At 65.9% G+C, this 14,089-nt stretch carries 14 protein-coding genes; 6 read left to right on the plus strand and 8 right to left on the minus strand.

Annotation, left to right across the window (positions count from 1 at the left end):
- The first annotated feature begins 13 nt into the window (after positions 1–13).
- The 6 genes from yidC (at position 14) to B1818_RS21085 (ending at position 7,506) form a co-directional block, all read left to right on the plus strand.
- The gene (gene yidC, locus B1818_RS21060) at positions 14–1,219 is read left to right on the plus strand and encodes a membrane protein insertase YidC (protein ID WP_078113880.1); all 1,206 of its coding nucleotides are present in this window, start codon (positions 14–16) and stop codon (positions 1,217–1,219) included.
- A gap of 45 nt (positions 1,220–1,264) precedes the next feature.
- Positions 1,265–1,969 (plus strand): R3H domain-containing nucleic acid-binding protein, encoded by a 705-nt coding sequence (locus B1818_RS21065; RefSeq protein ID WP_078113881.1) that lies wholly within the window; start codon positions 1,265–1,267, stop codon positions 1,967–1,969.
- A gap of 1,586 nt (positions 1,970–3,555) precedes the next feature.
- Complete coding sequence (gene rsmG, locus B1818_RS21070; protein WP_058252989.1) at positions 3,556–4,263, plus strand: 16S rRNA (guanine(527)-N(7))-methyltransferase RsmG; 708 nt, start codon at positions 3,556–3,558, stop codon at positions 4,261–4,263.
- 169 nt (positions 4,264–4,432) lie between these two features.
- Positions 4,433–5,386, plus strand: coding sequence for a ParA family protein (locus B1818_RS21075; RefSeq protein ID WP_058252988.1), 954 nt, complete (start codon positions 4,433–4,435; stop codon positions 5,384–5,386).
- 64 nt (positions 5,387–5,450) lie between these two features.
- Positions 5,451–6,503, plus strand: a complete 1,053-nt coding sequence (locus B1818_RS21080; RefSeq protein ID WP_058252987.1) for a ParB/RepB/Spo0J family partition protein — start codon at positions 5,451–5,453, stop codon at positions 6,501–6,503.
- 148 nt (positions 6,504–6,651) lie between these two features.
- On the plus strand, positions 6,652–7,506 hold the full coding sequence (locus tag B1818_RS21085) for a hypothetical protein (RefSeq protein ID WP_078113882.1): 855 nt from the start codon (positions 6,652–6,654) through the stop codon (positions 7,504–7,506).
- Here B1818_RS21085 and B1818_RS21090 read toward each other — a convergent pair.
- From B1818_RS21090 to B1818_RS21125, 8 genes are all read right to left on the minus strand, one after another.
- On the minus strand, positions 7,451–8,629 hold the full coding sequence (locus B1818_RS21090; protein WP_078113883.1) for an N-acetylmuramoyl-L-alanine amidase: 1,179 nt from the start codon (positions 8,627–8,629) through the stop codon (positions 7,451–7,453). The two genes, B1818_RS21085 and B1818_RS21090, sit on opposite strands and share 56 nt — an antisense overlap.
- A gap of 269 nt (positions 8,630–8,898) precedes the next feature.
- Positions 8,899–9,237, minus strand: coding sequence for a thioredoxin (trxA, locus tag B1818_RS21095; RefSeq protein ID WP_058252984.1), 339 nt, complete (start codon positions 9,235–9,237; stop codon positions 8,899–8,901).
- Positions 9,238–9,295: 58 nt separating this feature from the next.
- Positions 9,296–10,312 (minus strand): thioredoxin-disulfide reductase, encoded by a 1,017-nt coding sequence (gene trxB, locus B1818_RS21100; protein WP_065630850.1) that lies wholly within the window; start codon positions 10,310–10,312, stop codon positions 9,296–9,298.
- 146 nt (positions 10,313–10,458) lie between these two features.
- The gene (locus B1818_RS21105; RefSeq protein ID WP_058252982.1) at positions 10,459–11,232 is read right to left on the minus strand and encodes a hypothetical protein; all 774 of its coding nucleotides are present in this window, start codon (positions 11,230–11,232) and stop codon (positions 10,459–10,461) included.
- 201 nt (positions 11,233–11,433) lie between these two features.
- Positions 11,434–12,000: an RNA polymerase sigma factor SigM gene (gene sigM / locus B1818_RS21110; RefSeq protein WP_058252981.1), complete on the minus strand. Its 567-nt coding sequence runs from the start codon at positions 11,998–12,000 to the stop codon at positions 11,434–11,436.
- A gap of 96 nt (positions 12,001–12,096) precedes the next feature.
- Complete coding sequence (locus B1818_RS21115; protein ID WP_058252980.1) at positions 12,097–12,468, minus strand: hypothetical protein; 372 nt, start codon at positions 12,466–12,468, stop codon at positions 12,097–12,099.
- A 3-nt stretch (positions 12,469–12,471) separates the two neighbouring features.
- Positions 12,472–13,182 carry a thiocyanate hydrolase subunit gamma gene (scnC, locus tag B1818_RS21120; protein WP_078113884.1) on the minus strand — a complete coding sequence of 237 codons (711 nt, stop codon included), beginning with the start codon at positions 13,180–13,182 and terminating at the stop codon, positions 12,472–12,474.
- On the minus strand, positions 13,179–14,036 hold the full coding sequence (locus B1818_RS21125; RefSeq protein ID WP_078113885.1) for an SH3-like domain-containing protein: 858 nt from the start codon (positions 14,034–14,036) through the stop codon (positions 13,179–13,181). The genes scnC and B1818_RS21125 overlap by 4 nt, the downstream gene beginning before the upstream one ends.
- Between the last annotated feature and the right edge of the window lie 53 nt (positions 14,037–14,089).

Below are 14,089 nucleotides of genomic sequence, written 5' to 3' on the forward strand. Positions count from 1 at the left end.
GGGTAACTGACCCGTGCTCGACTTCATCTATTACCCGGTCTCCGGGATCATGTGGGTCTGGCATTGGCTCTTCAGCCATGTCACACCGAACTCCCCCGGTGGCGACGGCATCGCCTGGGCCCTGTCGGTGGTGTTCCTCGTGTTCACCCTGCGTGCGATTCTCTACAAGCCCTTCGTGAAGCAGATCCGCACCACGAAGAAGATGCAGGAGATCAACCCGCAGCTCCAGGCGATCCGTAAGAAGTACGCCAAGGATCGGGTCAAGATGACCGAGGAGATGCAGAAGCTGCAGAAGGAGCACGGGTTCAACCCGATGCTCGGCTGCCTGCCGATGCTGCTCCAGATCCCGGTCTTCATCGGTCTGTTCCACGTGCTGCGCTCGTTCAACCGCATGGGCACCGGCATGGGTCAGCTCGGCATGAGTGCGGCAGAGACCCGGTCCCAGGGCAACTACGTGTTCAGCGCCGAACAAGTGCAGAACTTCCTCGACGCCCGCCTCTTCGGTGTCCCGCTGTCGTCCTACCTCGTCGAGCCGGCGACCGAGTTCCAGGCCTTCGTCGAGCCCGGCTCCCCCATCGACTTCACGCGCCCGCAGATCGCGTTCGTCGTCATCCCCATGATGATCGTCGCCTCCATCGCGACGCACCTGAACTCGCGTGCGTCGGTTGCCCGTCAGCCCGAAGCGGCGCTGGAGAATCCGCAGACCCGGATGATGAATAACCTCGCGCTGTACGTCTTCCCGATCGGCATCCTCGTGACCGGCCCGTTCTTCCCGGTCGCCATCCTCCTGTACTGGATGAGCAACAACATCTGGACCTACGGTCAGCAGCACATCGTCTTCGGGCACATCGCCAAGGAAGAGGAAGAGGCCAAGCTCCTCAAGCAGGAGAAGCTGAAGGCCAATGCGCCGAAGCCGGGCGCGCGACCCGACCGGAAGAAGAAGCCCGCCGCGACGAACACCAACGGCGCCGACTCGACGAGCGTCTCCCTCTCGAAGGACGGATCGTCGGACAAGGCCGGGACCGACGGTGTCGACGCAGATGCATCGCCCGACGAGTCGACGACCGCCGCAGCGGACACCGGGGCGGGAGCCAAACCCAAGCCGGGTCAGAAGCCCACACGTCCAGGCGCCGGCGCCGCCCCGGGCAAGAAGCAGAACCACAACCGCGGAAGCCGTTCGACAGCCAAACGCGGAAACAAACGCGGTGGCAAACGATGACCGCCCCAGACTTGTTCGATGAAGCACAGAAGTTAGGTGAATGAGATGACAGCAGAGACTGCAACTCAAGCCGGTACGGACGCCGAGACCACGGCGGGACCCCAGACCGAGGACCAGGCCGATACGTCTTCGTCGGCTGTCGGCGACGACGGCGCGGTGGCGGACAACGCCGTCACGGAAGCGGCGGATAGCGACGCCGACGATGACGAGGCGGCCGCGACCGACGTCGACGACGAGACCGATGAGGACGACTCGGATGAGGACGACTCGGATGAGGACGAGGACGACGAAGACCGTCTGGTCGAAGAAGGCGAGATCGCCGGCGACTACCTCGAGCAGTTGCTCGACGTCCTCGACTTCGATGGCGACATCGACCTGGATGTGGATGGCGACCGAGCAGTCGTCAGCATCGATGGCGGCGACGACCTGACGAAGCTCGTCGGGCGCAAGGGCGAGGTCCTCGACGCGCTCCAGGAGCTGACCCGCCTTGCGGTCCAGCAGGCGACAGGTGAACGCAGCCGCCTGATGCTCGACATCGCCCGCTGGCGGGCTGATCGCCGTGATCGGCTGGCACGCCTCGGTCGTGAGGTCGCCGAGCGAGTCCTGTCGTCCGGCGAGCGCGAAGCGCTGGATCCGATGACCCCGTTCGAGCGGAAGATCGTGCACGACGCGGTCGCGGTCGTCGACGGCGTCGTCAGCGAGAGCGAGGGTGCAGAGCCGAAACGTCGCGTGGTGGTCCTCCCCTCGTAGCAAGTACTCCCCTCCCCCACGGAGGTGAACAGGCCCCGACCGTCTCGGTCGGGGCCTGCTTCGTTTCCGGGTACTTCTTGGGTTGTGTGCCGCGATAGCGGGTGGCGCTTCGTCGGCGTAGCGCATTGTGGGCTACTTACACGGTTGTTGTTTCACGTGAAACACGAGCCGTCCGATGAGGCGGCGAACAGAACGGATGCGCGCGGGGCGTTGTTGGGCACGATCGAGTCGACGGTCGGCGCCCCTTGGAACTCGGGTTGTGGTCGAACGTCCCGGGATGTCGCCGGCGGAATGCGTAATCGTCACCTTCGGATGCCTCGATCCCTCGCGCCCGGTGGCCGACTCAGGCGGCGACGTTGCTGCACATGGCGGTAGCGCCAACTCGCACCATGGACGTCCTCGTAGCGCGGTGGATGGCCACGTGTGCCGGACGCGACGAGGGAGCCCAAAGCCGTTCATTGCCCGGCCCGGGTCGAGGCCCGTTCGGTCGAGCGGCTGCCGAGTTGCTGTCTCGGCGGCCGCTGTGACGCCAGGGCAGTTCCGGGTGTTGGCAGCGCGGACCGCGGCAGTGACTCTCCGGCGGGTTGGCATACCCGCGCCATCCGTCGCCACTGGCCAACGACACCGCTCGCTGCTTGGTCCGGACGTAAACTGGTCGAATTGTCACGTGACGCTTCCTTCCGGGACCGGAGTGTCAATCGAAACGGTCGTCATCAGACCCTTCGAGGCTCGCTTCGCTCGCACCTCAGCGAGCTGGGTGGCGCAGGGCTCGCACGTCACTATCTTCAGCCTGGCGACTGTTGTGGACCATGGAAGAACACTCGTGAATATCCGAGTCCGTGCTCCCCTGATCCGACAGATCGACCTGCCCCCTGCACCCAGAGGTGACCCCGGAGCTTGCGGAGGCCGCGTCTAGTTCTGCCCCTGCGGAGTGTCCGGAGCTTGCGGAGGGCGCGTCACCCCCTGCTCCCTGAGGAGCGTCCGGAGCTTGCGGAGGGCGCGTCACGAAGGGTCTTCGCAACCCGGCCCACCAAGACCCTTCGTGACGCTCGCAGGCTCGCTCCTCAGGGAGCGGGGGTGATGCTCGCAAGGTCGCTCCTCAGGGAGCGGGTGGTGCCGCTCGCAAGGTCGCTCCTCGGGGAGCAGGTTGTATCGCTCCCGAGCTCGCTCCTCGGTATCTGCGGCCTGGCGGCCGTCGTGGGCTACGAGGGAACCACCGCTCCCTGAGGAGGCCGGAGCTTGCGAGCGTCACGAAGGGTCCTGGCGAGATGCGTCGCGAATCTATCAAGGCTCGTCGACCTCGACCACATTCGTCGCTTGCAGTGCCTGGCGGCTTGCACTTCTGACACCCCAGGGGGCCGCAGTCTTGAGGACCTCTCGGATTAGGGGGCGGAGGGGGCGTATGCGACGCAGATGTCGATCTCGGATTCGACGGGACGCCGCGTTCTGATCCGCCGGTTTGTCGTCGAATCACACCGATGTGTTTCACGTGAAACATGGCGCCTGGACCCGATGTGCACCGACCTGCCAGAGGGTTGGGTTTCACGTGAAACACTGTCTAGGAATCCCACTCGAACGGAGGCGAAGTGCCGTCTGACGCACAACCCGAGCACGAGCACGATCTTGATGTGTTGGCGGTTCCGCCAGACATCGCGACTGATGTCTTCGGTGAGCGGGTGGCGCTGGCGGTGGACTACTGGCGCATCCTCGCCACCGACGGGATCGACCACGGACTCATGGGGCCGCGAGAGGTCCCGCGACTGTGGGATCGTCACATCCTCAACTGCGGCGTACTCGGCGAGCTCATCTCCGACGGATCGCGCGTGATCGACATCGGCAGCGGTGCCGGCCTCCCTGGCATCCCCCTCGCCATCGCACGCCCGGATCTCTCGATCACTCTCATCGAACCGCTCCTCCGACGCAGCACCTTCTTGGACCGTGCTGCTGCCGCGCTCTCGTTGGACAACGTGATCGTGATCCGTGGGCGAGCCGAAGAGAAGGCGGTACGCGCCGTCGTCGAGCCCGCCGATGTGGTGACGTCGCGAGCCGTCGCGCCGCTCGAACGATTGGCGAAATGGTCCGCTCCCCTGGTCCGGCCCGGAGGCCAGATGATCGCGATCAAAGGGTCGTCAGCAGCCGAAGAGATCGAACGAGATCGGGCGGTGGTCGGGCGCTCTGGGATCACAGAACTGACGGTTCACACGTGTGGCGATCGCGTTCTCGAAACGCCGACGACCGTGATCGTGGGAACCAAGACCGAGCGGTCGCGCGGTGGCCGTTCCGGACGGCGCTGAGGAGGCGATCGGATTGGTGTGGAGTCCGCGAAGGGCGCAGAATAGGAAGCGTTCTGTCGGCACCCCCGAAGGTGCTGCAATGGACGCTTCCGCGACCGTGGGGTCGGCAGCTACAGCCGCCGGCGGTACGGACGCGAGTCCGTACGAGGTCGGTCAAAGGAGTCCACGCGTGGTCGATCAAGACCCGAATGTTTCACGTGAAACCCCGGCAGGGGGTCACCCCGGAGTTGACGGCCAGCCCTTCGCCGACACCCCTATCGCCATGGCCGCAGAGCGCGCGAGCCAGGTACTGACTCCCGGGGGTGCGGGGCAACTACCCAAACCGCCGCATACACGGATCATGACCGTCGCCAATCAAAAGGGCGGCGTCGGGAAGACCACGACGACCGTCAACCTCGCGGCCGGGCTCGCACTGCGCGGTCTTCGCGTTCTGGTCGTCGATCTCGACCCCCAGGGCAACGCCAGTACCGCGCTCGGCATCGATCATCGTGCGCAGGACATCGCATCGGTGTACGAGCTGTTGCTCGGTGAAGTGACCCTCGAGGAAGCGATCCAGGAGTCGCCCAGCCAGCGCGGCCTGTTCTGCGTACCTGCGACTCTCGATCTGGCCGGCGCCGAGATCGAACTCGTGTCGCTGGTGGCCCGCGAGAATCGATTGCGTAATGCGCTCGCCGACGATGTGCTTGCCAAGTACCAGATCGACTACGTGTTCATCGACTGTCCCCCATCACTGGGTCTGCTGACCGTCAACGCGATGGTGGCAGCCCGTGAGGTTCTCATCCCGATTCAGTGCGAGTATTACGCACTCGAGGGCGTCGGACAGTTGCTGCGCAATATCGAACTCGTACAGGCGCACCTCAACCGTGAGCTCCACGTCTCCACGATCGTGCTGACGATGTACGACGGCAGGACGAAACTGGCCGACCAGGTGGCCGAAGAAGTGCGGCGCCACTTCGGCGACAAGGTGCTGAGCACGATCATCCCGCGAAGCGTCAAGGTGTCCGAGGCCCCCGGCTACGGGATGACGATCATCGAGTACGACCCCGGCTCTCGCGGCGCAATGAGTTACCTCGATGCCGCACGCGAACTGGCGTTGCGGGCTGCCGAGGGGGCGCCGGCGTGATCCGGTATCGCCTCGGTTCACGTGACACGCCGACTGACGACCATCATCGCGAAAGGGAGCACCAATGAGTCAACGAGACGCTGCTCAGCGCCGGGGTGGACTCGGACGAGGGCTCGCGGCGCTGATTCCGACGGGGCCTGCCGACGACCAATCGGGCGCCCCGCGCCTCGGCAACGCCGCAGCGGATGTCGTCATCGGCAAGGGTCCGACGACAGCTGATGATGGCGTCAAGACCTCGTCGACTGCCGCTACGCAGGCGACCGGGACGCAACCTCTCAGCCCGGAAGAGGCGGGCGCGGTGTACCGCGAGTTGCCCCCGAAGGAGATCCAGCCGAATCCCAGTCAGCCCAGAACCGTCTTCGATGACGAGGCGATGGCGGAGCTCGTGCACTCGATTCGAGAGTTCGGACTGATGCAGCCCATCGTGGTGCGCCGACTCAAGCAGCCCACCGCGGATGGGATCGCCTATCAGATCGTCATGGGTGAGCGCCGGTGGCGGGCAAGCCAGGAGGCAGGGCTCGAGGCCATCCCCGCGATCGTGCGGGAGACGCCTGACGGTGACATGCTGCGCGATGCTTTGTTGGAGAACATTCACCGTGCGCAGCTCAACCCACTCGAAGAAGCGGCGGCCTATCAGCAGCTGCTCGAGGAGTTCGGTGTGACGCACGAGGAGCTCGCCTCTCGCCTCGGCCGTTCTCGCCCGCTGATCAGCAACATGATCCGGTTGCTCAAACTCCCGATTCCGGTGCAACGCCGGGTCGCGGCGGGGGTGCTGTCGGCCGGCCATGCCCGCGCTCTCCTGTCCCTCGAGACCGGAAGCGACGCTCAGGAAGCTCTCGCGGCGCGGATCGTCGCCGAAGGATTGTCGGTGCGGGCGACCGAAGAAGCTGTCACGCTCGCCAATCGTGGCGACGGTCCGGAAGCGAAATCTCCGTCGGCACCGAAACGCCGTCCGATGCAGATGCCGGGCCTCCAGGATCTCGCGGAGAGACTGTCCGACAGTCTGGACACCAGGGTTACAGTCAGTCTAGGGAAAAGAAAAGGCAAGATCGTGGTGGAGTTCGGCTCGGTCGACGACCTGGAACGCATTGTCCAGTTCATCGATCCGAAGAAGTGAATTTCGACGCGGGATTTCCGGTACCACCTAGACGCGGAAGTAATGTCACAGTGACGATTGACGTAGCCAGCGGGCGCTTGTACAGCGAAAGCTGTTGTTGCGCTACTACATTCGGCATCCGTGGAATTCTCGACCGGGGCGCATCGACATGAGTGTGTCCGTCACTCGGTTGGAACTGGGATCCTTCGCCTCGCTCCCCCACCACACCCGCAAATGCGTCTTCTGGGAAGTCGAGCCCGTGGCGCAGACAAGCCGCGGCACGGCACCGGGCCCCGGCGATCTCGAACCCTACGAGAGCGAGTTCGACAAGGAGGCGTGGATCTCGGGTCTTCTCCTCGATTGGGGTGCGTGCGGGCAGGTCGCGATCGAATCGAGCACGAATACTGTCATCGGTACAGCCTTCTACGCGCCGCCCAATCGTGTTCCGCGGTCGCAGCACTTCCCTACGTCGCCGGTCAGCCACGACGCCGTGCTGCTCACCAACATCCGTACCGAGCCCGGCCACGACGAAGTCGCCACCATCCTGCTGGACGCGGTGCTGGGCGACCTGATCCGACGAGGCGTCCGGGCGGTCGAATCGTTCGGTCTGGTACGGAACGGGTCCGGCGCGGATCCCTTTGTGCTCGCCGGGAGCGCGGGTGGGGTGGCCGACGATCTCGAGCTCTGGTCGGATGAGGCGATCGTCGAAGTCGCGCGTGAGATTCTCGATGACCCGCAGACCGACCTCTGCACGAACTGTATGAATGACGCGTCGTTTCTGAAAGATTCCGGGTTCGACGTCGTGTCGTCTCACCAGAGGTTCCCGCGTTTCCGACTGGAGCTCGACGAAGGACTCGGCTGGAAGGTCGAGGTGGAGAGTGCGCTGCAGAAACTGGTGGTGATGGCCGAGATGGATCTGGCCGGTCGGCAGCGGACGGCGGTCCCGGTGGGAACCGGGCCGCAGCGGATCAGCGGGAGCTGTTCTCCGCGGCCAGCAGATCCGCGAAAGTATAAGTACCCGTAGGACGATCGTCCTGATCGAGCAGGTACAGTCGCTTCACCGCCACCACGATGGCGTCGGCGATGACGTTGCGCCAATCTGAATCAGCAAGCACTGCAGCGTCGTTCGGGTTCGTGATGTAACCGACGTCGATGAGCGCCACCGGCATCCTGGTGAGCCGAAGGACATCCCAGGTGCGCTCGTGAGTCCGGCAGTCCGACAACGGCGTGCGTGCCGCGATCTCCCGCTGGATGAAGCCGGCGAGGTTGCGCCCGATCGTCGAGTACGAGTCGTTGTTGCCGAAGTAGAACGACGCGACACCGTTGGCGCGCGCGTTCCGGTAATGGCCGCAGCGGAGCGAGATCATCAGGTCGGCGTCCATCAGATTCGCGACGCGAGCGCGCTCGTCGTCCCCGGGACGCCCCCGACCGTCATGCGACAGGAACGTCTGCATCCCTGTGGCCGCCATCCGGCCTTCGAGACGAGCACCCAGGTCCCAGAGCAGTTCCGACTCGCGATCGGCGACCTCACCCGTTGACAGGGCGTGGAGTCCACCGGAGCCGGGGTCGATGAGGATCCGCTTCCCGGACAACTGCGGTCCGGAACGACGGACGTGCTCCTCCTCGCGGATCGCGTACGGCGAACCGCCGGTCACTCTCGTGCCGAGGCGCTCCAGCGAACGCAGGGTGGCCGGACCGCAGATCCCGTCGGAAGCGAGACCGTATTCACTCTGGTAAAGACAGACTGCGTTATGAGTGGTCAGGCCGAAGACGCCGTCGACCAGTGACGTGAAGTAACCGAGGTTCTGCAACCGGCTCTGCAGGGTCGCGACATCGTCGCCGACCATGGGCGCCGACAGCTGATACGAGAGCACTCGAGCGCCGAGCCGGTAGGACGCCTCGCGCAGGACGCGGTAGGTCGCCGGGCCGACGATGCCGTCGACGATCAGGCCGCGCTCCTGCTGAAACGCACGGACGGCCCGGTCACACGCCTCGTCGAAGACGGCTTCGGGTGGATTCCACCCGTTCGCCGAACCACCGTGTGTGGCGCTGGAGGATCCATCGTCGGGCAACAGACCACGTCCGACGAGGATGGCGCGGATCTCGGCCACCGCCGAGCCGTGATCACCAAGTCGGAACAATGGCATCTGGTCACCCCTCGTACGAATCGCGGCAGGTGCGGCTCTGCGCGATGTCCGATGTAGCCATGCGGTACACCGGTGAAACGTCAGCCTGCATTCTCGCAGCTGGACTTCACTACACCAAACTGCACGGAGCCGAATCGGCGTGATCCGGCGTGCAGGGGTCTCCGGTCGAGACCACGGCCGACACTACCAACGCAAACAGTCCGCGGGTGGAACGGCAACGTCGTTCACCCGTCGGACTGTCGCGTCGATGTGCGGAGAATCGCAGGTCGTCAGGCCGACTGGCCGACGACCGAGTCGAGCTCACGAAGCAGGGCGGCCTTGCCCTTGGCGCCGACGATCGTCTTCACCGGCTGACCCTTGTCGAACAGGATCATGGTCGGGATGGACATGATCTGGAAGTCACGCGCGGTCGACGGGCTCTCGTCGACATCGAGCTTGGCGACCGTCAGCTTGTCGCCGTGGTCGCGAGCGATCTCCTCGAGAACCGGAGCGACCATGCGGCAGGGACCGCACCAGGTGGCCCAGAAGTCCACCAGAACCGGCTTGTCGGCGCCGAGAACGGCGTCCTTGAACGTGGTGTCGGTGACGGCAACGGTGTGTGCACCCATGATCTGATCTCCTTGGTCGGACCGGGCCGGGTGGCCCAGGGGGTAAGTGGTTGACGGTTCAGGCGGGTGCCTGAACAGCGTCGATCTCGGAAACGGAGGCCGCTTCGGCGTCGTCCACGCTGAGGTCGGCTGCCTCACCCTGCTCGGCCAGCCAGCGCTCGGCGTCGATGGCCGCCGAACATCCACTGCCCGCGGCGGTGATGGCCTGTCGGTAGGTGTGGTCCACGAGGTCCCCGGCGGCGAACACGCCGGGAAGCGAAGTGAGGGTCGTACGTCCCTGGACCAGGACGTAACCCTCGGGATCCAGGTCGACCTGCCCGCGGACGAGCTCGCTGCGCGGGTCGTGGCCGATCGCGACGAACATGCCGGTCACATCGAGGGTGCTGACCTCGCCGGTGCGCGTGTCCTCGACCTTCAGGCCCGACACCGAACCGTCGCCGACCACGGACTGCACCGCGGCATTGGTGACGAAACGGATCTTGTCGTTGGCACGTGCGCGCTCGAGCATGATCTTCGACGCCCGGAACTCGTCACGACGGTGGACCAGCGTGACACTCCGCGCGAACTTGGTCAGGAACGTGGCCTCTTCCATCGCGGAGTCGCCGCCGCCGATGACGGCGATGTCCTGGTCCTTGAAAAAGAAACCGTCACAGGTGGCACAGGCGGACACACCGCGGCCGAGGAGCTGCTGCTCCCCCTCGATGCCGAGATAGCGCGCCGCCGCGCCCATGGCGAGGATGACGGCGCGGGCTCGGTAGATCTCCCCGCCGACCTCGACCTCCTTGATCCGGCCGGTCAGCCGAACGGTGTCCACGTCCTCCATGCGCAGGTCGGCGCCGAAGCGGATGGCCTGCTCACGCATCTCGTCCATCAACGCCGGACCCTGGATACCGGTCTGGAAACCGGGGAAGTTCTCCACCTCGGTGGTCGTCATCAGGGCGCCACCGAACTGGGTGCCCTCGAAGACGATGGGAGATAGCTCGGCGCGCGCGGCGTAGATCGCTGCGGTGTACCCGGCAGGACCAGATCCGATGATGATCAACTCGTGGATCTGCTGGGTCTCTGGCTGGCTCACTTGTCCTCCGTGCTGTGGGTTTAGCGAGACCCGCCCAGTCCAGGCGGGTCACGGCTGCTTCAACACCAGGGTAGGCGGAGATGTTCCCGCTGACGCGACGCGTGCCCCGGCCGGTCGGCGCAGCCCTGGGCCTCGTGACGTGCCGGTCACCCGCCGACGATGCCTCGTGAGATCAGCGCCGGGTTTCCCAGGTCACAGTCGAGGCCGACGATCAGCGCGTCGAAACGTCCTGCCACGCCCGTCGACAAGAGAATCGCGGCGGCCCCGGTGCCGTCGACGAGGATTCGACCGGAACCGACGATCACCACCTCGACCGGTACCAGGTGCGCGGCGGTGCAGCGGCGGAGCGCCTCCACGGAACCAAAGGGTGCTCCGTCGGTACGCCCGAGGACCGAGAGTGCGGTCGCGATGCCCGCGGGACCCGCCGGGGTCGGGACCGACGACGACTGAGCGCGCGGCGTCTGCCCGGGATTGGTCGCGTCGGGCGCCGAGACCAGCCGCAGTATTCCGACTGTTCCGACCGCGACGACGACGACTGCGGCGGCAGCCAGCAACAGACGGCCGGCCATTCGACGGTCGTCGCGCGATCGGGAGCGGGCGGGTCGACGCCCGCGGCGTGCGGCCGAGATGTCGACCGGTGCGGGATCCCGGCCGAGCGCGGCGAGGGTGGTCGCGACGTCGGCGCGGACCTGGTCGGGAACGGGTGCGGGCGCCGGACCGGCGGAGCGTAGATCGTCGGAGGTGTGATCCAGCGCGGCCAGGATCGATTGTGCGGCAACGTCATCGACGATGCGGGAACGGATATGTGCGGCTGTCCGGTCGGGCAGTGCACCGGCGTGCAGGTCGGCGAGGATCTCCGCCGAATACGGCGGGTCCGGTAGATCGCCGGTCTCGTGGTCGTCGGGTCCCCGAGGGGTCATGGTGTCAGTCTTCCATTCCGGGGGATGGCGGGCGTTCGTGGAGTTCGGCTCGGTTCGGCGTGGTTCACGAGCGGAGTCGGGTCAGAGGAGGCGGTCTCCTGGTCGCGATCCGTCGAATACTTGGACGCGGCCCGCCCCGGTTCGGTTCCCCCCGGCCGCGATCTGTCGGGAACGGTATGGACCAGTCGGGGTGATGGCGGGTCAGCCGCTCCGCAGATGTCCGAGGACCTGGGCGAGTTTGAGGCGGCCGCGAGCGCATCGACTCTTGATCGTGCCCTCGGCGACACCGAGGATCTCGGCCGCTTCGGCGACCGTGTAACCCTCGATGTCGACGGCGACGATGGCCGCCCGTTGCCCTTCGGGGAGGACGTGCAGCGCTCGCCCGATCGACACCGACAGGTCGACGGCGGCGATGTCGTCGGTGGTGTCGGCGATGGAGACCACGTCCCATTCCGGCAGCGGCACGGTTCTGCGGACCTTGTTCCGTCGGATGCGATCGAGGCCGGCGTTCACGACGATCCGGTGCAGCCAACTCGTCACCTTGGCATCGGACCGGAAGTCGTGTGCGGTCCGATGCGCGGCGAAGAGGGCGTCCTGCAACGCGTCTGCGGCATCCTCCGGATTCTGGCTGGTCCGCAGCGCCACCGACCACAGGTAATCGAGATGGCGGCTGATGAGATCGGAGAAGGCGTGTGGGTCGCCGGCGAGGTGAGCGTGCAGAAGCTGCTCGTCGCTACGCGTGTCGATCGCGTCGTTCCCCCCGGGCATGGGCTGAGAGTAGTGGAGCCGACACCGCGTCATCCGTTGGAGCGACGGCTGTGCACAGCTGTCGCCGGTTGACGAATTTGTCCTCAGGCCGGCCGGTCAGGACTCCAGGCGGGCGCGCACCGCAGCCATCCGCGTCCGCAACTCACTCTCGTCGATGACCCCGCGGTCGAGCAGAGTGTGTGCCAGGGCGACCAGTTGGTTCTCGGGGTAGGGCAGGTCGGCGTAGATGGTCGCCGACAGCCGGTCCTCCTCGTCGCGTCGTTCGACGACGCCGGGGGCGCCCGCGTTCACCGCGGTGGAGTCGGCGACCCGGTCGAGCGCATCGCAGAGACCGTCGAGGCTCGTCTTCCACGGTGGAACAGGGTTCTCCACACCGTATTTCGCGGCCATTCGGTGCCACACCTGGTTCCGGTCGACGATCTCCTCGAGTGGTCCGTGGGATGATCCGGTGCGTCCGTCCTCGGTCATCGGCTACTCCCCCGCCGGGTGGACGGCCGGACGGATGGCCGAGACGACGTTGGTGGTGACCCCCGGTCTGGGGAGCGCGACTCCGATGAGGCAGTCGCGGGTGATGATCTCCGACAGCTGCTGCTCGGTCCATCCGTCGGTGCCTGCCGGGCGCCGCGGCATCACCATGAAGCGGTGCTTCTGATTGGAGTCCTGCACGCGTACGGAGACACCCTCCGGGAGCTGGAGTCCGAACTCGGACAGCACCTGTCGCGGCCACCGCACCATCCGGCGACGGTAGTTCGGCGTTCGGTACCACTCGGGCGAGTTCCCCAGGATCGGGCGCGGATAGCACGAGCACAGCGCACACACGATCACGTGATGGATCGTGGGGGTGTCGGCGAGGATCTCGAAAGCCGTGAAATCGCTGGGTGTTCCGAAACCGGTCGGTTCGAGCCAGTCGACGCCGACCTCCTTGCTGGCGGCCATCGAGTCGTCGAGTGCCAACCGCTCGAATTCGGGGTCGAGCCAGGCCCGGGCGACGAGCGTCGCCGCGGGCGTCGGCCCGATCTGTTCGGCGAACTCGGTGAAGCGGCGGTGCTCCTCGGCGGTGAAGAGTCCCTTTTCGATGCACAGCTCACGCAGCGCGATCTCGAGTACCTCGAAGTCGGTGATCTCGTCGACCATCGGCTTGACCGTCCGGTCGTGGTCGTGGTCGTGGTGATCGTCGCTCACCAGCGGTCGTCCTCTCCGCCGGCGGATTCGAGCCAGCGTTCGGGGATCTCGGTCTGCAGGGTGTCGTCGGCGGGCCCGGTGTAGCCGTGCCAGAGGTCGCCCATGGTGAACCGGACCACGTAGAACCACTCCGGTTGGGCGTCAGAGAGACCCCAGGTCTCGTCCTCGGGCGCTGGGCTCTCGTAGGCGACGGCCGCGACCTCGCCGACCGCGCCCCGGACGTATTCCGGTGTCCGCGTGTACAACAGGACGGGCAGCTCGCGGACCCGGACCCGGTCCCCGATGCCGAATGCGGCGTCGCCCGCCCGCCCGGCGTAGATCTGCGGGTCGCCGATTCCGATGGCGTGCCGGTGGTGTGTGTTCCGCGGGACGTCGGATCCGTCTCCGACGCTGCGCGGGCGGGCCTCGAGACGCCGGCCGTCCAGGCCGCCCGCGTATCGCTCCCGGACCTCGAGCATGCGTTCACTGAGCTCGCCGAGCGCGATGTGGTGCTTCTCGACGAGAATTCTGGCGACCGCCAGCAACCAGCGTCCGTAGTACGGGATTCCGAGGTAGACCGCGCGACCGACGTCGACGTTGCCGATCCGACGCCGCTCTTCGGACAACCAGATTCCGCGCCAGGCGAGCACCTCACACATGACATAGGTCATGTGCTCCCATTCTTCGTACGCCTTGCCCTCGTAGGTGATCGGTGCGTCGGGCTCACCCCCGACGTCGTGCACCGGCTTCATGTAAGCGACGAATCGATCGTGGTCGAGGAGATCGGGCGTCGGGGCATCCGGCAGCTCGGGATACGAGGACTTAAGTCGCGCAACGAGTTCGAGTTGTCTCGCACGTTCTTCGGCAGTGCTCACCGGACACCTCCCGGACCCTTGTCCGACGGTTGCAGCGCAGTTGCAGGAGAACT

It is taken from the genome of Gordonia sp. IITR100, assembly GCF_002009645.1.
Lineage (GTDB): Bacteria > Actinomycetota > Actinomycetes > Mycobacteriales > Mycobacteriaceae > Gordonia > Gordonia hongkongensis.